Below are 19,579 nucleotides of genomic sequence, written 5' to 3' on the forward strand. Positions count from 1 at the left end.
CGGTCGGTTCGCTGTTATGCTCGCCGAAGCTAACGAGACAGCGGTGACGCGGTGGCTGAGCACAGTAACGGCGCGGACTCCCCGGTTACCGGGCAACGCCCCCCGGCCAGTCTGGAGGCCTTGCGCGAGGCGCTGGCGAACGTACGTGCGGGCAAGGGCGGACGGCGTCTCGGCCGGCGCGCCGTCGAGGTCTTCGATGGCATGGTGGCTGCGCCGCGACAGGCGGCAGTGTACAGCATCACCGAGCTGGGCGAGGCCTTCGGCGTTCATCCCTCGACGCTGACACGACTCGCCAAGGCCCTGGGTTACTCCGGATTCTCCGAGTTTCAGGCTGTCTTCCGGCGTCACGTCGCCCAGACCGGTCACTTCTACAGTGAGCAGGTTTCGCGGCTGCGGGACGTAAGCGGCCGTCAGCATCGGGCGCTGGACGTTTTCTCGCGAATCGCCCGAGACGAGCGCGGCAATATCCAGGGCATGCTCAACAATCTGGATGCCGGCGCGGTAGAGGCAGCGGTGCGCCAGCTCATCGTCGGCGAGCGCATACGCGTGCTGGGCATGCGTCAGTCCTACCCGCTGGCGAGCTACTTCTCTTACGGCCTGGGCATGCTGCGCAGCGATGTCGGCGTGCTCAATCCCGAGCACGGTCTCGCCCACGGGCTCGCGCAGACGGGGGACGGGGATCTGCTCGTGGTCATCGGCTTCGCCCCTTATACCAAGGCCACGGTGACCGCGGCCGAGGTGGCGCACGCCCGAGGCGTTCCGGTACTCGCCGTTACCGACAGCTACGCCTCGCCCCTGGCCGCTTACGCCGCTCATAGTTTCGTGGCGCCCGCCAGCGGCCATTTCTTCAGCAACAGCCTGGGGGCGGCGCTGGTGCTGATCGAGGCTTTGCTGGCGCTGGTCGCCCGCGAGCTCGGCGACGACGCCCTGGTGGCGTTACGCGAGCGTGAGCGCCTCATCAGCCGGATGGACGTGGAGCTGTAACCGGCGTGAGTTGGTGCAACGGCGCCGCCTCGTCGATGAACGGGCACCGGACTGGAGGGGGCTGGAGCTGGCAACCATACTCCAGGCTATGACTCGGGAGTCTGTCGAACGTAGTGGACTCGAGCGAGGCGGGTGGGCATCGAGGCGGTTCGGCCCGCTCATTCTCATTCGAGGCGCGTGGTGGGACTCGTGTGGCGGGAAGGAGTGGCCAAAGCGGCTGCTGTCCCGCGGCCGCAGCCAGCTCAGTCCGAATACGACCGACACCTGGACCGGGCATCGTGGCGGGCGGCGCGTGTGCGCCGGCCCGGCTTGTGCGAAGTGAAAGGAGGAAACGCAAGATGCTGCAAAAGAAGAACCTGATCGCGGGCGTGATCTCCGGGGCACTCGCTCTCGGCATGTCGGCGGGTGCGAGCGCTCAGGAGCAGACATTCGTCACCATCGGCACGGGGGGCGTCACCGGTGTGTATTACCCCACCGGTGGCGCCATCTGTCGCCTGGTGAACAAGGACCGTGACCGCCATGGGATTCGTTGCTCCGTGGAGAGCACCGGCGGCTCGGTGTACAACCTCAATGCCATTCGCGATGGCGAGCTCGATCTCGGTGTGGTTCAGTCCGACTGGCAGTTCCACGCCTACAATGGCAGCAGCCGCTTCGAGGAGGCGGGGGCGTTCGATGGCCTGCGTGCGGTTTTCTCCGTGCATCCGGAGCCGCTGACCGTGGTGGCCCGTGCCGACGCCAATGTCGAGGACTTCGCCGACCTCGAGGGCAAACGCGTCAATGTGGGCAACCCCGGCTCCGGTCAGCGCGCCACCATGGAGGTGCTGATGGACGCCGTGGGCTGGAGCATGGACGATTTCTCCCTCGCCTCCGAGCTCAAGGCCTCGGAGATGGCCTCGGCGCTGTGCGACAACAAGATCGACGCGTTCGTCTACGTCGTGGGCCATCCCTCCGGTGCCATCCAGGAGGCCACCACCGCCTGTGACGCCAACCTGGTGAACGTGGACAACGAGGACGTGCGCGCCCTGGTCGAGGAACAGCCCTACTACTCCATGGCCACCATTCCGGGTGGCATGTACCGCGGCAATCCGGACGACACCACGACCTTCGGCGTGCGTGCCACGTTCGTCTCGTCCACGGGCACCAGCGAGACCGTGGTCTACGAGCTGGTGAAGGCGGTGTTCGAGAACTTCGAGGACTTCAAGTCCCTGCATCCGGCGTTCGCCGTCCTCGAGAAGGAAGAGATGGTCGAGGCGTCGCTGAGCGCGCCGCTGCACGCTGGTGCCGAGAAGTACTACAAGGAGGCCGGCCTCATCGAGTGATCCACATCGGATAACGACACGGGAAAGCCGCCCCTGGCGCGAGCCGGGGCGGTGCTGTCCTGAGCGTGGCGTCGCGTCGCACTGACCCGGTCGCGCTCAGGGCGCGTCCCAGGGGGGCAAGGCGCCGGCGGACGCTTCGGGGATAGCGTTCGCCGGCGTTGTTCAATTCATCGACAGGGCGATGCGCATGAGCGCGAAGGACAACGAAACGCGGGCGGATGCCGCCAAGCTCGAAGAGATGCTCCAGGCCGAAGGTGGCGGTCGCGCGCCCCCGGGTGTGCCGGCGGCGATCCTGTTCGCCGTGCCTCTGGTCTGGTCACTGTTCCAGATCTGGTACGCCTCGCCGTGGCCGTTCGTCTTCGGCTTCGGCATTTTCAACAGCACCGAGGCGCGGGCCATCCACCTGGCTTTCGCCATGTTCCTGGCCTTTACGGGCTATCCGGCGCTCAAGCGCTCGCCGCGGCGCTATATCCCGATTCATGACTGGGTACTCGCGCTGCTCGGGGCGGCGAGCGCGGCATATCTGTACGTGTTCTACGACGCGTTGGCGCAACGCCCTGGCGATCCTACCACCTATGACCTATGGATCGCGGTGGTCGGCATGGTGCTGCTGCTGGAGGCTACGCGCCGCGCGCTCGGCCCGCCGCTGATGGTGGTGGCGCTGGTATTCCTCACCTACGCATTCGCCGGGCCATACATGCCCGACGTCATCTCCCACGGCGGCATCAGCCTGTCCAAGGCGGCGTCCCATTACTGGCTAGGCACCGAGGGCGTTTTCGGCGTCGCCTTGGGCGTGTCCACGGATTTCGTCTTCCTGTTCGTGCTCTTCGGTGCCATTCTCGAGCATGCCGGTGCCGGCAACTATTTCATCAAGGTCGCCTTCTCCATGCTCGGGCACTTGCGTGGCGGGCCGGCCAAGGCTGCCGTGGTGGCCTCGGGGCTGTCGGGCATCATTTCCGGCTCTTCCATCGCCAATGTCGTCACGACGGGGACCTTCACAATCCCGCTGATGAAGCGGGTCGGCTTCCCCGCCACCAAGGCGGGGGCGGTGGAGGTGGCCGCCTCCACCAACGGCCAGCTCACCCCACCCATCATGGGCGCGGCGGCATTCCTGATGGTCGAGTACGTCGGCATCTCCTATCTGGAGGTCATCAAGCATGCTCTGCTGCCGGCGCTCATCAGCTACATCGCGCTCATCTACATCGTCCACCTGGAAGCCACCAAGGCGGGCATGAAAGGGCTGCCCCGGCGGCACGTGCCCAGCTGGCTGATGCGCGTGACCGGCCTGGTGGGCAGTGTGCTCGGTATCATCGTGCTGAGCTTCGCGGTCTACTACGGCGTCGGCTGGACCAAGGACGTGTTCGGCCCGGCGGCGACGTGGATCGTGGGGATCGCGCTGGTGGCGGTCTATCTCGCTTTGCTGTGGGTGGCCTCGCGCCAGCCACGCCTGGACGAGGATACCGCCGAGGACGAGCTCGAAGAAGTGCCCGACGCCGGCCCCATTCTCCTTAGCGGGCTGTACTTCCTGCTGCCGGTGGCGGTGCTGATCTGGTGCCTGATGGTGGAGCGTTTCTCGCCGGGACTGTCGGCGTTCTGGGCGTTGATGTTCATGATCATCATCGCCGTGACACATCGGCCCATTCTCGCGGTGATGCGCCGAGATCGCGCGCTGGCGGCCGAAGCGCTCGCCGGCGGGCGGGACCTGCTCAACGGCATGGTCGGCGGCGCGCGCAACATGATCGGCATCGGTGTCGCCACGGCCGCGGCGGGTATCGTCGTGGGGACGGTGACGGTCACCGGTATCGGGCTGGTGATGACGGCATTCGTCGAGTTCATATCCGGCGGCAGCCTGATCCTCATGCTGCTGTTCACGGCGGTGATCAGCCTGCTGCTCGGCATGGGTCTGCCCACCACCGCGAACTACATCGTGGTCTCCACGCTGATGGCGCCGGTGATCGTCGAGCTCGGCGCGCAGCACGGGCTGATCGTGCCGTTGATCGCCGTGCATCTGTTCGTGTTCTATTTCGGCATTCTCGCCGACGACACGCCGCCGGTGGGCCTCGCTGCCTTCGCCGCTTCGGCCATTTCCGGCGCCGATCCCATACGTACAGGCGTGCAGGGGTTCACCTACGATATACGCACGGCGGTGCTGCCGTTCATGTTCATCTTCAACACCAAGCTGCTGCTGATCGGCCTCGCCGGGTGGTTCGATCTGGTGGTGGTGGTGGTGAGCGCTCTGGTGGCGATCCTGGTGTTCGCCGCTGCCACCCAGGGGTACTGGCTCACCCGGACGCGCTGGTACGAGACCGTGGGCCTGTTGCTGATCGCCTTCACCATGTTCCGGCCCGGATTCTGGTGGGACGAGCTTTACGCACCTTACGAGGACCGGTCGGCCACCGAGGTGTTCCAGGTGGCCGAGTCCCTGCCGTCGGGCAGTCGGCTCGCGCTTCACGTCGAGGGGCTGACGGTGGAAGGCGAGGAAATCAGCAAGGTGGTAGCGCTGCCCATCGAAGGGGAGGGCGACGGACGTCAGCGCTTGCAGAATGCCGGTGTCACCCTTTCCGCTCTCGGCGACCGGGTCACCGTGCAGAATGTCATGTACGGTTCCCCCGCCCAGAAGATGGGCCTCGATTTCGGCTTTCGGGTGACGTCGCTGCGGGTGCCCGCGGACCGGCCGCCGAAGGAGCTCATGTTCATACCGGCGCTCGCACTGCTCGCTCTGATCGGGTGGCTGCAGTATCGGCGGCGTGAGCGCAGGGGAATGGAAACGCCCGCCGTGAGTGCTGGGCAGGAACGGGCGCGGTGAGGGAGCGCCCCGGGCGGACAACCGCCCGGGGCGCTCAGTATCAAGTTCCAAGTTGAAAGTCTCCGCCCCGCGCGTGGCGGTCCCCGTGCCATTGCCGCTTGCAACTTGGGACTTTCAATTCGTCACTTCCAACTCGGACTTCCCGACAATGAGCGCAGACGAGGAAACGAAGGCACGGCTGAACGCCGAGACAGGCCGTATCCGCTGGTCGGAGCTCGAGCGCCACTTCGCCCGCGGGGCGACGGTGACGGTCTCGCCGCGACTCGATCTGGTGGAGGTGGCGGCGGCGTTCGTCGCCGACGACAGCGACCGTGTCGCCGCCTGGATGGAAGCGGGTGAGGTAGCCAGGACCGCGGACGACGACGCGCGCCGCTGGGCTGCCGATGACGCCGAGGTGTGGGCCGTGGTGGTGCCGCCCTGGGTGTTGGTGCAGGAGGGGCGGGAGGTCGGACCTGGGTAAGGCCCCCGGGCCCGTGCGGTGAGTCAGGGGGCGATGGCCTCTGATATCATTGCCCGGCTATCGGTTACCGAGAGGCTGCCGTGTCTGCCCGCGCACTGCTGACTGCCCTGTTCGCCTATTTTTCGCTGTACGCGCCGCAGCCGCTGCTGCCCCGGTTCGCCGAGTCGCTGGCGGTTACCGAATCCCAGATCGCGCTGCTGATGAGTGCGACGCTGCTGCCCCTGGGTGTGGCGCCGCTTGCTTACGGGGCGGTGCTCTCACGGGTGAGCAGCGCGCGTGTGCTTCAGTTCGGCACCGCCGGCCTCGGTATAGCGGCGCTGGTGTTCGCCGCTGTGCCGTCATTCCCGGTGATGCTCGGCGCGCGCCTCGTTCAGGGCCTGCTGTTGCCGGCCGTGATGACAGCGTTGATGACCGCTGTCGCCGGCGGCGTGTCGGCGGAGCGTCTGCAGCGGGTCATGTCCGCGTACGTGGCGGCGACCATCGTCGGCGGCTTCGGCGGTCGGCTTCTGGCCGGGGGGATCGCCACGTGGTGGGACTGGCGGGCGTTTTTCGTGGCCATGGGGCTCGCGCTCATCGCTACCGGGGTATGGTGGCGGCGAGCGCCCCGGGTGGCGCCCGCGCATCGGGCGTTGCCCACGATGCGCGCGGTGCGCGAGCTCTGGACCGAGGCGGGCAACGGCTACCTCTTCAGTGCGATCTTCTGCCTGTTCTTCGTGTTCGTCGGGCTGCTGAACTACCTGCCTTTCCGGGTGACCCAGCTTTCGCCACAGGCATCGGAGCTCGATATCAGCCTCCTCTATGCCGGCTACCTCATGGGGATCGTCTCGGCCCTGGCGGCTCATCGGGTGATCCGTGCGCTCGGGGGAAGGGCGCGTGCGGTGACGCTGGGCTATGCGGTCTACGTGCTCGCGCTCGCCGGCACGCTGGTGGCGAACCTGACCCTGCTGTTCGTGGTGATTTTCGTTTTCTGCGGCGGTATGTTCCTGGTGCACTCCATCGCCTCGGCGCAGGTCAACCGCAGCGAGAGCCCGCACCGGGGTCTGATCAACGGGCTGTACGTATCGGCGTACTATCTCGGTGGCGTGCTCGGCTCGTATGTGCCGGGGCTGATCTACGAGCGCTGGGGCTGGGGGCCGACGATCGCGGGGATCGGTGTCGTGGGCCTGCTCGGGCTCACGCTGGCGTGGCGCCACGGGCGCATCGCCCCGGGCGCCACCGATTCGGCCATGAGCGCCGCCCCGGCCCAGGGGCGTACGCGCTGATAGCGCCGATGGCGGATCTCGCCGGCGTCAGCCGCCGTTTCTCAGCCGCTCGCGAAAGCGCTGGCGGAACTTGCTCAGCTTGGGCGCGATAACGGCCTGGCAGTAGCCCTGCTCGGCGTTCTGGCGGTAGTAGTCGTGATGATACGCCTCGGCCGGATAGAACGCCGCGTAGGGCTCGACGCGGGTGACGATGGGCGCATCGAAGACCGCTTCGCGTTCGAGCTCGTCGATCAGCGCGGCCGCCGTCGCCCGCTGGGCGTCGTCGTGATAGAGGATGATGGAGCGGTACTGCGGCCCGACATCGTGCCCCTGGCGGTCCGGTGTGGTCGGATCGTGCGTGCTGAAGAACACCTCCAGAATGCCTCGGTAGTCGATCGCGTCGGGGTCGAAGCGGATCTGGACCACCTCGGCGTGCCCGGTGGTGCCGGTGCACACGTCACGGTACGTGGGCGCCTCGGTATGCCCGCCGGTGTATCCCGAGGTGACCGATACCACACCGGCGAGCTCCTGGTAGACCGCCTCCAGGCACCAGAAACAGCCGCCGCCCAAAGTGGCTGTCTGCAGTTGGTCATCGACCGCCATCGCACCCTCCCATGGCTCGAGTCTGAACCGGCATTCTCGCCTGTACGCCGTCAGACGTCGATACCGGTGCGGCGTTGAACGCCGGTGGGCCAGGGATGGACGAGATCGGTCACCCAGCAGCCGTTGCAGTCGGGCAGATACCGGCGTGAGAGCAGGAACAGGAACACCGTCGGCGCCTCGGCTTTGTTGCGGCGATCGAGACGGACACGAAACGCGGCCCGGCCGTCACGTTCGGCCCGCGCGACGATGCTTGCGCTGCGGTGCTGCAGAATCGCCCGGAAATAGGGCTGACGCAGGCGTGCCGCAAAGGTATCCGCGCCGAGGTGCTCCCGGGTCGACGGTGACGCGAAGCGCAGGGCGATGCGGATGCCCCGGTCATTGCGAAGCTCGCCGTTACGCCGCAGGGCCTCCAGCTGGAGGGTGACCACATCGTCGGCGGTCAGCCACGGACGCGGTCCGGTGGGGGCGTCCCAAGGGTCGCGGGGCCGATAGGCGGCGACCGCGAGGACCCCGGCCAGGACGAGCGCGGTGAGCAACAGCCGTCGTCCCATGGTTTCTCTCCCGCTTGACGCTGCCACCGGCACACCCCCGACCCCCTGAGCATAGCCGGGAATCGTCAATGGCTCCCGCAGGGGGCTTCATGGCAACGGGGGCGAGGAGTCGTCACTCACCGAGCGGGCGCGCGGGCTCCGGGTTGCCGGCCGCCGCCCAGACAGAGTGTTCGCGGGCCTGGCGGTCGTGCTCAAGGGCCCAGCGCACCGAGGGGAACGCCAGCGACTCCCAGGGGATGTCGTGCCAGTGGAACAGTGCCACGTCCTGGGATTCGGGGCCCGGGCTGATCGTCGGAACGCGCAGGCGGGCGCTGAAGACGATCTGCACCTGATTGATGTGGGCGAGGCTGTAGACCGCGAGCACGCCCGCGAGCTCGAGGTCCGCGTGGGCCTCCTCCATGGCCTCCCGGCAGGCGCCTTCCTCGGCGCTCTCGTGGAGCTCGAGAAAACCTGCCGGCAGGCACCAATAACCGATATGCGGCGGGATCGCGCGGCGGCACAGCAGCACGCGGTTGCCCTCGCGTGCCACGCTCGCGACGACGACGCGCGGGTTCTCGTAAGCGACGTAACCGCAGTCCGGACAGGTCAGCCGCGGCCGGTCATCGCCGTCCGGGGTGCGATAGTGGCGTGGGCCGCGGCGGGAATGCCGGGGATCGTTCATTGGCGCGTATCTGCCTCTCACCCTGTCCGCGAGGATACCAGCCGAAACGCGCATTTGCCCGACGCGAGCGGCACGTGAGGTGAACAGGGTGGAGAGGCGCGGCGAGCGTCTGTCGCGCGGGGCGATCAACGCTCGTGATCGCCCGCACTGGCCCGCTCCATGGGCCCGTTGCGGGGGCCGTAGCGGGCCAGGAACGTTTCGCCGGGCAGCGCCGGGGCGTAAAGAAAGCCCTGGGCATACTGGCAACCGTGGCTGCTAAGGTAGTCGGCCTGTTCGGCACGTTCGACGCCTTCGGCGACGACGGCCACGCCCAGTGCGTGCGCCATGCTCAGGATGGCGAGGACGATGGCGGCGTCGTCACTGTCTTCCTGGATGTCGCGAATGAATGTGCGGTCGATCTTGAGTGTGTGGATGGGGAAGCGCTTGAGGTAGGCAAGCGATGAGTAGCCGGTACCGAAATCGTCGACGCTCACGCGCACGCCGAGCTCCTTGAGCTTGAGCAGCAGTTGTACGGTGTGGTCGATGTCGTCCATGAGGAAGGTCTCGGTGATCTCCAGCTCCAGTCGGGGCCGGCTGGTGCCGCTCGCCGTCAGCGCCTGCTCGATCTGCTGGATGAGGTTGGGGTCGCGGAACTGTCGGGCCGAGAGATTGACTGCCAGGCGAAGCCCGGTCAGTCCGGCGCTCTCCCAGCGCTGCTGCTCGCGCACTGCTTCGGCGAGCGCCCACTCGCTGAGCTCCCCGATCAGTCCGCTGTCCTCGGCGATGGGGATGAACTTGCCCGGTGGGACCCAGCCACGCACCGGGTGGTGCCAGCGCATCAACGCCTCCGCGCCGACGATGTCACCGGTCACCAGCGATACCTGCGGCTGGTAATGGAGCTCGAGCGCGCCGGTGTGCAGGGCCTCGCGCAGCTCGTGCTCGAGCTCGCCGTACTCCCGCAGCCGTGCATTCAGCTCCTGGGTGAACAGAAAGTACGTGTTGCGGCCCTGTTCCTTGGCCCGGTACATGGCGGCGTCGGCGTTGCGAAGCAATGACTCCGCCTCGCGTCCGTCCCGCGGATAGACGCTGATGCCGATGCTGGTGCTGGTGAACAGCTCGCCGTCGCTGGTGTCGAACGGTTGAGCGAACGCATGGATCAGCCCGATCGCGACTTGCTGGGCTTCGTCTGCACTGGCAAGGGCGGGCAGCAGCACGGCGAACTCATCGCCGCCGAGTCGGGCGATGCAGTCCCCCGCCTCTAGCGCACTCTGGAGCCGGTGCGCCACGGCGGTGAGCAGCTCGTCCCCGCAGGCGTGCCCACGGGTGTCGTTGATAATCTTGAAACGGTCCAGGTCGAGAAAAAGCAGCGCCAGTGCGTGTTCGTCCCGCGCCGCCGTCGCCAGTGCCTCTTCGAGACGGTTGCGGAAGAGTGCGCGGTTCGGCAGCCCGGTCAGGGGGTCGTAGTAGGCGAGATGATGAATGGTGCGCTCGGCACGGCGTTGCTGGGAAAGGTCGGTGATTACCACCGCCACCTGCTCCAGGTCGCCGTCGCGGTCGCGAATGGCCGCTGCGGCCACCCGCGCGGGGTGCGGGCCGCCGTCGGTACCGAGGTAGTGCAGCTCGCCTTCCCAGCGGTCCCGGCGGCGAACCCTGTGTACCAGACGGGTTGCTGTACTGCGGTGGTCCCTGTCGACGAGCTCGGAGAAGCGGCGACCTTCGATCGCTGCGGCGTTCCTTCCGGTGAGCTCGCTGAACGCGGCGTTGACCTGTACGATCCGGCCGGTCTCGTCGAGCAGGGCGATGCCTTCGATGCTGTGCTCGAACAGACCGGCGGCAAGCTGCCGGCGGCGCCGGCCTTCGAGGCGTTCGGTGAGGTCCTGGAGCACGCAGACCCACTCTCCGAGTGGTTCGTCCAGCAGCGGCGCCAGCGACATACCAACGGCGACGACACTGCCGTCGAGTCTTCGCAGAACCGTTTCCTCGATCTGCACGGGGGGCCTGTCTGCGCCGCGGGTGGTCACGCGAGGGGGAAGGCTTTCGGTGAGGCAGGCGGCGATGGGCAGCCCCTGGAGGTCCTGCTCGCCGCCGTGCAGCAACGTTCGTGCCGGACGGTTGTGGCTGACCACGCGATAGTCGGCGTCCAGCACGAGCACGGCCTCGTGCATGCTGTCGAGGATGTGTGCCAGCTGCGCGCGGGAGACGGTGCGTTCGCGTAGATCCACCTGCATGCGCCGCAGGGCTTCGGCGAGGGCGCCCAGCTCGTCGTTGCGCACGACGGGTACGGGTACGTCGCCGGTGGCCGTGCCGATGTGCGACGCCGCCGTGGCCAGAGCGCGGATGGGACGACTCAGCTGCCTCGCCACCAGCAAGCCCATGGCTGCCGCCACCGCCATAATGCCGAGGGTGGCGTAGCCGATGCGGACGAGCTCCGAATGGCGGCCGGCGGCGGCCGCCTTGGCGAAGTCGGCCTGCATGGCGTTCAGGTTGCGGGTGAGTACCTCCCGCGAGAAACCGACGCGAACGCCTCCCAGGTATTGGGCGCCGGCGTGGATGGGCGTGACGGCTTCGATGATCTCGCCGTCTTCCTGTACGAGTGTTTCACGTGCCCGCACGGCCCGCTCCGCCATGGCGCCCCGCATTGGCTGGCCGAATCGCGGGATGGATTCATGCCCGTCGTGGAGGATGAGCTGCTGGTCGTCGAAGACCAGCACGTACTCGATACCCGCCTGTCGGCGTGCATCGCGCAGGATCTCGTAGACCCGCTCGACGTCGTATTCGTAGACGGGGGTGGTGAGCCCGTTGGCGAGCAGTCGGGCCACGGACGCGGCGTGCTCGCGCAGCGTGCGCTGCATTGCCTGCGCGAAGCGTGTCTGGCCGACGTCGGTGATCCGGTCGATGGTTCCGCGCTGTTGCCGGTCGTGGAGCGCGGAGAGTGCGATGGCCACCAGCAGCAGGAGCGCGCCAATCACCAGCGCGTAGCGTTGGTGGAGCTTCATCGGGCGAGCATTTCCCGGACCGAGGCAAGGCAGCGCCGCACCGTGGCGAGCTGAGCTTCGATCGTGGGGGTGATGGCATCGAAACGCGTCGTGCTCTGGTAGGCCTGCATCGCCCGCCGGCCCGCCGGTACGTTCTCGGCGTCGAGAAGTACGCGGCGCAGTGCCTCGCGCAGGCCGGGGCGAAGATCCCCGCGCACGATCTCGAAGGCCCGGGGAATCGGCTCGCCGTGGTGGAAGATGCGGAGGTTTTCGCGCATGGCGCGTGGCGTGTGGTCCGGGTCGGCCCAGTCAATGTTGCTGTACGCACCGGCATCGACGATACCGCGGGCCACCCACGCGGTGATGTTGATTTCCCCTCCGGCGAAAGTGTACCCGACCCTGCGATGGGGGACCGGCGCGTCCCGCCGCGGCAGCTCCTGCGGCGTTAGCCCGGTGTCGAGCAATGCCCCCACCGGCAGGAAAAAGGCCGTACTCGAGCCCGGATCCTCCAGCGCCAGGCGTCGCCCGGTGAGATCGGAGAGCGTGTGAATGTCGCTGTTGCGCCGGGTGATGAACACCGTGTGGTATTCCGGTACGCCTTTTTTCCACTTGCGTACCAGCACACGCGCACCGGCGTCGTCGACGTAGCGCAGTGCGGAGAACGCGGTCTCCGTGACCCAGTCCACCTGTCCGCTGCGCAAAAGCTCGATCATTTCCTCGTTGTCGCGGGCCATGACCACCTCGCCGGCGCGGATGCCCTGGTCGGCGAGGCGTTCGACGGCGTAGTCGAGCATGGGGCGCAGGCGCTTGTAGTGCTTGCGCGGCTTATCGCTGACCTTGCCGATGACCAGTGTCTGCCCCCGCGGCACTTCACGGCTCGCGGCGGCGCTCGTGACCGTGAGCATCAACGCGGCCGTCAGCGCGAGCAGGCGCATCGGCCACCGGATGGAGCTGGTGGTTGCCCGAGCGATGCGGGTGTTCTTGCATCGGTATGCCATGGGTGTCTTCATAATCGGCTTCGTCATGGCGCATGCTGCAGGTGCACACGCGGGTGGCTGCGCTGTGGTATAAAAGGCAACCACTCGCGGCCGTGCCGCCTACGTAACGTAACGGCATGGCGCCCGCGACCATTAGCGCGCCACGGCCACGTTCCGCCGAACGGCGCGCCAGAGAGAAGACGGCCCGCCAAGGCCGCAGATCAGTAACCCGCGATTGGCGCAGAGAGGGCGCATTCATGGCCACGACCACCATCCGCCAGGCAGATTTCATCCAGAGCGTCGCCGACGCCCTGCAGTACATCTCCTACTATCACCCGAAAGACTTCATCGACGCCGTCCATGAGGCCTACCAGCGCGAGGAGAATCCGGCGGCGCGGGATGCCATGGCGCAGATCCTGGTGAACTCGCGCATGTGTGCCCAGGGGCACCGGCCGATCTGCCAGGACACGGGCATCGTGACCGTTTTCCTCAAGATCGGCATGGACGTGCGCTGGGATGCGGAGATGGGGGTCGAGGAGATGGTCAACGAAGGCGTGCGCCGGGCCTACAACGATCCCGACAACAAGCTGCGCGCCTCGATCCTGCGCGATCCCGCGGGCAAGCGCGAGAACACGCGGGACAACACGCCCGCGGTGATTTACATGGACCTGGTGCCCGGGGATCGCGTGGAGGTGGAGCTCGCCGCGAAGGGCGGAGGCTCCGAGGCGAAATCCAAGTTCGCCATGCTCAATCCCTCGGACAGCATCGTCGACTGGGTGCTGGAGCAGGTGCCGAAGATGGGTGCCGGCTGGTGTCCGCCGGGCATTCTCGGCATCGGGATCGGCGGCACCGCCGACAAGGCCATGCGTCTGGCCAAGGAGGCGTGCATGGAGTCCATCGACATCCACGAGCTCAAGGCCAGGGGGGCGGAGAACACGGTCGAGGCGTTGCGCCTGGAGCTCTTCGAGAAGGTCAATCAGCTCGGCATCGGTGCCCAGGGGCTCGGCGGGCTGACCACCGTGCTGGACGTCAAGATCCGCGACCACCCCACCCACGCCGCGAACAAGCCGGTGGCGATCATTCCCAACTGCGCGGCCACCCGCCATGTGCATTTCGAGCTCGACGGTGACGGCCCGGCGGAGCTGCCGGTACCGGCGTTGGAGGACTGGCCGGAGGTGACCTGGGGTGCCGGTGGCGACGTCCGCCGGGTCAATCTCGACGAGATCACCGCCGAGGATGTGCGGCAGTGGCGTCCGGGCGAGACCCTGCTCGTCTCCGGAACCGTGCTCACCGGCCGTGACGCCGCCCACAAGCGCATTCAGGAGATGCTCGCCCGAGGCGAGGAGTTGCCCGTGGATTTCCGCGGCCGGTTCATCTACTACGTGGGCCCGGTGGACCCGGTGGGCAACGAAGTCGTGGGGCCGGCAGGGCCGACGACCTCCACGCGCATGGACAAGTTCACCGACATGATGCTGGCCGAGACCGGGCTGACGGGGATGATCGGCAAGGCCGAGCGCGGCCCCGAGGCGGTCGAGGCCATTCGACGCCACGCGGCGGTCTACCTGATCGCGGTCGGGGGGGCCGCCTATCTGGTGTCCAGGGCCATCCGCAAGGCACGAGTGGTGGCTTTCGAGGATCTGGGCATGGAGGCGATCCACGAGTTCGAGGTGGAGGACATGCCTGTGACGGTTGCGGTGAGCTCGGACGGGGAATCGGTACACCGCAGTGGGCCGCGCCAGTGGCAGGAACGTATCGGCAGGATCCCGGTGGCCGTCGAGTAGTACCGTAGCTACCCCATTTGGACTATCGTCCTGGTGTGGGTGCGAGTGGCCCGGTTACGCGTGGTATTGCCTGACGCGCGTAGCCCGGTCCTCGCAGTAACACCGCCGTTTCACAGGCGGTTGCAGTGACAGGGAAGGGGCACCGTGCGCGGCGGGCAATGCGAGGCCACCGTTGAGGGGGGGAACGCATGCGGGCGTGCGGCCGGCTCATCAATCGATTTGTGCTCGCGGCAGCGATGGCGGCAGCGGTGCCGGCGATTGCCGCCGAGCTCACCCGCAGCGACGCCGAGCCCACCACTGACACGACGCCGGTGCTCGAGCTGCGTCGGGGCGGCGAGATCCGCCACCTTTCGCGGGCGGATCTCGAAGGGGCCGGTCCGCTGTACGCGAGCGAGCTCGTCAGCCGGGAGGGCATGGCCGGGCGATTCACCGGCGTGCTCCTGGCGGACTTCGTCGAGGCGTTCGGGCTCGGCGGCGCGCGCCGGCTACGATTCATCGCCGCCGACGGGTACAGCATCTTCCTCACCCCCGAGGAGATCCGGGCCAAGAATTATCTGCTCGTCACCCGGTTTCAGGGCGAACCCATGGCTCTGGCGAACAAGGGGCCCGTGAGGCTCGTCGTGCCCGCTGATGAGCAGGCCGTGCTCGAGGGCACGAAGTCGGGGGCGGAGTGGATCTGGTCCATCGTCGAGTTGCACGCACGGTGAGAATTCGCGCGGGCTGGTTGTTGCTGGCGGGGTACGTCGCCATCGCCATGCCCGTCGTCGGTATCTGCGTGCTTTTCGTGGTCAACGCGCAGAAGCATCTCGGCGCCAACTACATCAGTTTCTCCACCGAGGTCGTGCGTGGGCAACAGGATGCCACCCGTCTGCGTTCCGCCGCGCAAGCGCTCATGCGCCATGGTGGCGAGGACAACGCGCGGGCGCTGCGTGAGGCGCTCACCGTCATAGAGACTCGCAAAACGACGGTTCTCCACGCCATGGAGCGCACGCCGTTCGCCGACATGGATCTCGATGACATTCACGCCGAATTCCGGCGCCTGCAGGCGGACCTCGCCCGGATTGCGACGCTGGGCCGCGGCGGTACGCTGCAACGATCCAGCGTACGCTCGGCGCTGCGGGCGCGCGTGTTCGCGGTGGAGGACGACGTGGCCTTCATTTACAGCGAGCTCCACAAACGCGTGGTGTCGGCTTCGGCGGCGCAGCAGCGTCTCATGGAGCGGCTCTCCTACGCCTTGCTGAGCCTGGTCGCGCTGGTGCTCGTGGGGCTGGGGGCGCTGCTGAAATCGTCGGTGCGCGCGAGCGACGCGGTCTCGCGGGTCGGCGGCGAGGAGTTCTGTATCCTGATGCCCAACACCCGGGTACGGGAGTCACTGGTTTTGTGTGCCCGCGTACGCGATGCCATTGTCGGCGAGCCGTGCCCCGTGGGGCCAGACGGGACGTTGCCCTGTACCGTGAGTATCGGCGTGGCCACGACGCAGGCGGGCGGGCGTGAGACGTTCGAGGCCCTCTACGCCCGCGCCGATGCCGCGTTGTATGCGGCCAAGCGCGGCGGACGCGACCGCATCGTCCACGAGCGTGACACGCCATCGGAGGCCGGCACTGCCGGAGAAGCGCGCCGCGCCCGCGAATGACCAACGGACCCTGGACAAGGACGAATGCCGCGTTGCCACGAGACAGAGCCCCTGGTCCGATTTGACGGATTGACCAAACACTACGGTGGTCCCGGGGGGCGAGCCGTACTCGAAGGGGCCGGCGGGCAGATCGCCACCGGCGAGTTCGTGGTGGTGGTCGGACGCAGCGGTTCCGGCAAGTCGACGCTGCTCAATCTCCTCGGCGGGCTCGACCGGCCGACCGCCGGCACGGTCCATTTCGCCGGCGAATCGCTCTTCGAGCTCCCCGATGCTGCCATGACCCGCTTGCGCCGCCGGCGCATGGGGGTGATTTTTCAGTCGTACAACCTCATCGACACGCTCACCGTCGCCGAGAATCTGCGCCTGCCGCTGGCCCTCAACGCGCTGCCGGAAGACGGGCTGGTCGGGCAGTGGCTCGCGCGGGTGGGGCTGAGCGACTACGAGGATGCCTGGCCGGACCGCCTCTCCGGCGGCGAGCAGCAGCGCGTGGCGGTGGCGCGGGCACTCATCCATGGCCCGGATCTCATCCTCGCGGACGAGCCCACGGGAAATCTGGACCTGGACAATGCCCGCGCGGTGGTCGAGCTGCTCGATGATTTGTGCCGCCGGTACGGGCGCACGCTGGTGATGGTCACCCATAGCCGCGAGGTCGCGGGGCGGGCGGATCGCCTGCTCACCATACGGGATGCCCGCCTCGCCACCCTGGAGACGGGCCCGTGAGGTGGTTGTTGCTCGCCGGCCGGCGGGCGCTCTATCGCGAACCCATGCAGTGGATGCTGGCGCTGGTGGGGATCGCCCTGGGCGTGGCCGTGGTGGTCGCCGTCGATATCGCCAACCGGGCGGCACAGTCTGCGCTGAACAATGCCGTCGAGCGTGTTGCCGGCGCCGCCACCCATCAGGTCGTGGCCGGCCCCGAGGGAGTTCCCGAGATATTCTACCGTCGCCTGCGCGTGGCGCTCGGCGTGGATCGTGCCCTGCCGGTGGTCAGTGGCGCGGTGACGGTACGCGGACGGCGTTTCCAGCTCCTCGGGGTGGATCCGTTCGCGGCGCAACCGTTCATGACGCCGCTGGCGACGGATACCGGTGTCGAGCTGTCCCTGCGGATGCTCACGCACAGTGAGACCGTGGCGGTAAGCCGCGAGACCGCACAGCGGCTCGGTGTCGGCACGGGGGAGGCGTTTGCGCTGGATGGTGGCGCCGGCTCGGCCCGTGTCCGCGTGGCTGCCGTGTTCACGGACCGGGGCGGTGCGTTCGCGGACGTCCTCGTTGCCGATATCGCCGTCGCTCAGGCGCTCCTCGGCCGGTTCGGGCGGCTCGACCGCATCGATCTGATTCTGGAGCCGTCGGCCGCCGCGAAGGTGCGTGCCGCGCTCCCGCCCGGGGTGGAGCTGCTTCCGGCGGGGCGACGCCGCGACGCGCTTGCGGCGATGACCGACGCGTTTCACGTCAACCTGCGCGCGCTCTCGTTGCTGGCGCTGGTGGTCGGGGTGTTCCTGGTGTTCAACACCATGAGCTTCCTGGTCGTACGTCGGCGCGGCATGCTGGCGAGCCTGCGGGCGCTGGGGGCGACCCGCGGGCAGATCGTGACCCAGGTGCTCGCCGATGCCGGAATGCTCGCCGTCGGTGGAACACTCGTGGGGCTTCCGGCCGGGATGGTCCTCGGGGCAGGGCTGACCGGTCTGGTGGCAGCGACGGTGGATCAGCTCTACCTCACGATTCCCGAGGTGCACACGTGGCAGCCGCTGGCGCTGGCGGTGGGTGGGGCATTGGGGCTCGCCGGGCCGCTCGTGGCGGCCGTGCCGTCGGCGCTGGAGGCTGCCGGCGTGGCCCCGCGCGCCGGCCTGCAACGCACGAGCCTCGAGCAGCGCGCGCTGCGCAGTGCCAGGCGCATGGCGTTTGCCGGCGGCGCCGCAGTCGTCGGCGGCACAGCGGCGGTGGCGGCCAGCGAAGGGCTGACGGCAGGGTTCGTGGGGTTGTTCGCCCTGATACTCGGGGCGGCGCTGCTCGCGCCACTGTGGGTACGCATGCTCGCACGCCTCGCCGCCGGTGGACGGCTCGGCTGGCGTCTCGCCGTGCGCGGCGCCGGCGCGTCGCTCAGCCGCACGGGCATCGCGGTGGCTGCCCTCGCCGTGGCGGTGGCGACGGTTATCGGTGTGGCCACGATGATCAGCAGCTTTCGCGGGAGCGTGGTGGCGTGGCTCGAAGCGAGTCTTCGCGCCGATTTCTACGTAAGCGCCGATGGTGCGCTGCCAGACGGCGCCGCTGCGACGGTGGCTGCGCTCCCGGGGGTGGACCATGTCACCCGCAGCCGCCATGTGCGCCTGCCTGTCGAGGACGGGTACCTGGATCTGCGGGCCGTCGCGCTTGCCGAGGAGGACCGCGCTGCCTACCCCATGGTCACCGGCGGTGATGGGGCATGGCGGGCATTCGCCAGCGCCCGGGCGGTGCTGGTCAGCGAGCCGTTCGCGGCACGGCGGGGGCTCGGCGTGGGCGAGCGTTTGTCGCTCACCACCCCCGAGGGGCCGGTGAACCTGCGCGTCGCGGGAATATACCGCGACTACGCCAATGTCCGCGGAACCGTGCTCATGCGCCTGGCCCTATACCGGCGTCTATGGCGTGACACCCGGCTGACCGGCCTGGGGGTTCACCTCGCCGAAGGTGCCGATGCGGCCACGCTGGCGCGCCGGATACAGGCCCACTGGCCCGCACGTGTCGGGGTCACCGACAATCGCACCGTGTTCCGCCGATCGCTCGCGGTGTTCGACCAGACATTCCGCATTACCGGTGTGCTGCGATTGCTGGCAGCGGTGGTGGCTTTCGTGGGCGTGCTGGGTGCCCTCATGGCGCTGCAGCTCGAACGCCGCCGGGAAATCGCGGTGCTGCGCGCCCTCGGGCTGACGCGTGCCGGTGTGGCCGTACAGGTCTTTGGCCAGAGCGGCTTTCTTGGCGCGGCGGCGGGGGTATGGGCGATGCCGCTGGGCATTGGCCTGGCATGGCTGCTCGTGACCGTAATCAACCGTCGGGCGTTCGGCTGGACGCTGGAATTCGCGCTGCAGCCCGCCGCACTGGCTCAAGGCGTGACGCTGGCCGTCTCCGCCGCGCTGCTCGCAGCGGCCTGGCCGGCATGGGCGCTCGCCCGCCGGGAACCGGCGGGCGGCCTCCAACGGGAATGATCACATACCGGTGCTGACGCCGCCACGGCCCTGTTGCGGGGCGTACAGGCGGTCGTGCACGCGCTCCACGCCCTCCAGCGCAGCGACGGCGCCGACGACACGGTCCTGCTCGGTGACGTCGAAGACCGTGCCGTGGAGCCAGATGTCGCCGTCGCGGGCGCTCACCCGGATACGGTTCATGGGTAGTGCCGGGAGCTCGTCCAGAGCGGTATGGACGCGCTGCTCCATTGCCTGATCCGTCAGGTAGTTGCCACCACCGCCACCGTTCATACCGTTGTTGGCACAGCCGGCCAGCAGGGCGGCAGCGGCAAGGGCTGCCAGGAACGGGAACAACCGAAGGGTCATATCGCACCTCCAAGGGTGGCGCTCATACCGGCCACCCTAAGGGAATCATAGGGGCGACAGTTCAGTTATCAAATTGTCCCATATTGGACTG

Annotated in this window: 16 protein-coding genes; 10 read left to right on the top strand and 6 right to left on the bottom strand. The window is 67.9% G+C overall.

Annotated elements, in window-relative coordinates; genetic code table 11:
- Nucleotides 1-51 precede the first annotated feature (51 nt).
- The 5 genes from ACPEES_RS14135 (at nt 52) to ACPEES_RS14155 (ending at nt 6,831) form a co-directional block, all read left to right on the top strand.
- Nucleotides 52-984: a MurR/RpiR family transcriptional regulator gene (locus ACPEES_RS14135; RefSeq protein WP_435104162.1), complete on the top strand. Its 933-nt coding sequence runs from the start codon at nt 52-54 to the stop codon at nt 982-984.
- A 338-nt stretch (nt 985-1,322) separates the two neighbouring features.
- Nucleotides 1,323-2,303, top strand: a complete 981-nt coding sequence (locus ACPEES_RS14140) for a TAXI family TRAP transporter solute-binding subunit (RefSeq protein WP_435104163.1) — start codon at nt 1,323-1,325, stop codon at nt 2,301-2,303.
- Between the two features lie 187 nt (nt 2,304-2,490).
- Nucleotides 2,491-5,109 carry a TRAP transporter permease gene (locus ACPEES_RS14145; protein ID WP_435104164.1) on the top strand — a complete coding sequence of 873 codons (2,619 nt, stop codon included), beginning with the start codon at nt 2,491-2,493 and terminating at the stop codon, nt 5,107-5,109.
- Nucleotides 5,110-5,257: 148 nt separating this feature from the next.
- On the top strand, nt 5,258-5,569 hold the full coding sequence (locus ACPEES_RS14150; protein WP_435104165.1) for a DUF2288 domain-containing protein: 312 nt from the start codon (nt 5,258-5,260) through the stop codon (nt 5,567-5,569).
- Nucleotides 5,570-5,649: 80 nt separating this feature from the next.
- The gene (locus tag ACPEES_RS14155) at nt 5,650-6,831 is read left to right on the top strand and encodes an MFS transporter (protein ID WP_435104166.1); all 1,182 of its coding nucleotides are present in this window, start codon (nt 5,650-5,652) and stop codon (nt 6,829-6,831) included.
- A 27-nt stretch (nt 6,832-6,858) separates the two neighbouring features.
- On the opposite strand, the gene msrA is transcribed toward ACPEES_RS14155, so the two are convergent.
- The 5 genes from msrA to ACPEES_RS14180 all read right to left on the bottom strand — a co-directional run bounded on the left by msrA (nt 6,859) and on the right by ACPEES_RS14180 (nt 12,577).
- Nucleotides 6,859-7,413: a peptide-methionine (S)-S-oxide reductase MsrA gene (gene msrA / locus ACPEES_RS14160; RefSeq protein ID WP_435104167.1), complete on the bottom strand. Its 555-nt coding sequence runs from the start codon at nt 7,411-7,413 to the stop codon at nt 6,859-6,861.
- 50 nt (nt 7,414-7,463) lie between these two features.
- Nucleotides 7,464-7,964: a hypothetical protein gene (locus tag ACPEES_RS14165; protein WP_435104168.1), complete on the bottom strand. Its 501-nt coding sequence runs from the start codon at nt 7,962-7,964 to the stop codon at nt 7,464-7,466.
- Between the two features lie 112 nt (nt 7,965-8,076).
- The gene (locus tag ACPEES_RS14170) at nt 8,077-8,625 is read right to left on the bottom strand and encodes an NUDIX domain-containing protein (RefSeq protein ID WP_435104170.1); all 549 of its coding nucleotides are present in this window, start codon (nt 8,623-8,625) and stop codon (nt 8,077-8,079) included.
- A 125-nt stretch (nt 8,626-8,750) separates the two neighbouring features.
- Nucleotides 8,751-11,600: an EAL domain-containing protein gene (locus ACPEES_RS14175; protein WP_435104171.1), complete on the bottom strand. Its 2,850-nt coding sequence runs from the start codon at nt 11,598-11,600 to the stop codon at nt 8,751-8,753.
- Complete coding sequence (locus ACPEES_RS14180; RefSeq protein ID WP_435104172.1) at nt 11,597-12,577, bottom strand: phosphate/phosphite/phosphonate ABC transporter substrate-binding protein; 981 nt, start codon at nt 12,575-12,577, stop codon at nt 11,597-11,599. The genes ACPEES_RS14175 and ACPEES_RS14180 overlap by 4 nt, the downstream gene beginning before the upstream one ends.
- A 236-nt stretch (nt 12,578-12,813) precedes the next feature.
- Here ACPEES_RS14180 and ACPEES_RS14185 point away from each other — a divergent pair, with 236 nt between their 5' ends.
- From ACPEES_RS14185 to ACPEES_RS14205, 5 genes are all read left to right on the top strand, one after another.
- Nucleotides 12,814-14,337 (top strand): fumarate hydratase, encoded by a 1,524-nt coding sequence (locus ACPEES_RS14185; protein ID WP_435104173.1) that lies wholly within the window; start codon nt 12,814-12,816, stop codon nt 14,335-14,337.
- A 188-nt stretch (nt 14,338-14,525) separates the two neighbouring features.
- Nucleotides 14,526-15,044, top strand: coding sequence for a molybdopterin-dependent oxidoreductase (locus ACPEES_RS14190; protein WP_435104174.1), 519 nt, complete (start codon nt 14,526-14,528; stop codon nt 15,042-15,044).
- Nucleotides 15,041-15,970, top strand: coding sequence for a diguanylate cyclase (locus tag ACPEES_RS14195; protein ID WP_435104175.1), 930 nt, complete (start codon nt 15,041-15,043; stop codon nt 15,968-15,970). The genes ACPEES_RS14190 and ACPEES_RS14195 overlap by 4 nt, the downstream gene beginning before the upstream one ends.
- Nucleotides 15,971-16,039: 69 nt before the next feature.
- Nucleotides 16,040-16,690 (top strand): ABC transporter ATP-binding protein, encoded by a 651-nt coding sequence (locus ACPEES_RS14200; protein ID WP_435104176.1) that lies wholly within the window; start codon nt 16,040-16,042, stop codon nt 16,688-16,690.
- Entirely contained in the window at nt 16,687-19,143 is a 2,457-nt protein-coding gene (locus ACPEES_RS14205) for an FtsX-like permease family protein (RefSeq protein WP_435104177.1), read from the top strand. The genes ACPEES_RS14200 and ACPEES_RS14205 overlap by 4 nt, the downstream gene beginning before the upstream one ends.
- On the opposite strand, the gene ACPEES_RS14210 is transcribed toward ACPEES_RS14205, so the two are convergent.
- Nucleotides 19,144-19,488: a BON domain-containing protein gene (locus ACPEES_RS14210; protein ID WP_435104178.1), complete on the bottom strand. Its 345-nt coding sequence runs from the start codon at nt 19,486-19,488 to the stop codon at nt 19,144-19,146. It lies immediately after the preceding gene.
- Nucleotides 19,489-19,579 lie beyond the last annotated feature (91 nt).

Origin of the sequence: Arhodomonas sp. AD133 (genome assembly GCF_051195215.1) — a bacterium.
GTDB lineage: Bacteria > Pseudomonadota > Gammaproteobacteria > Nitrococcales > Nitrococcaceae > Arhodomonas.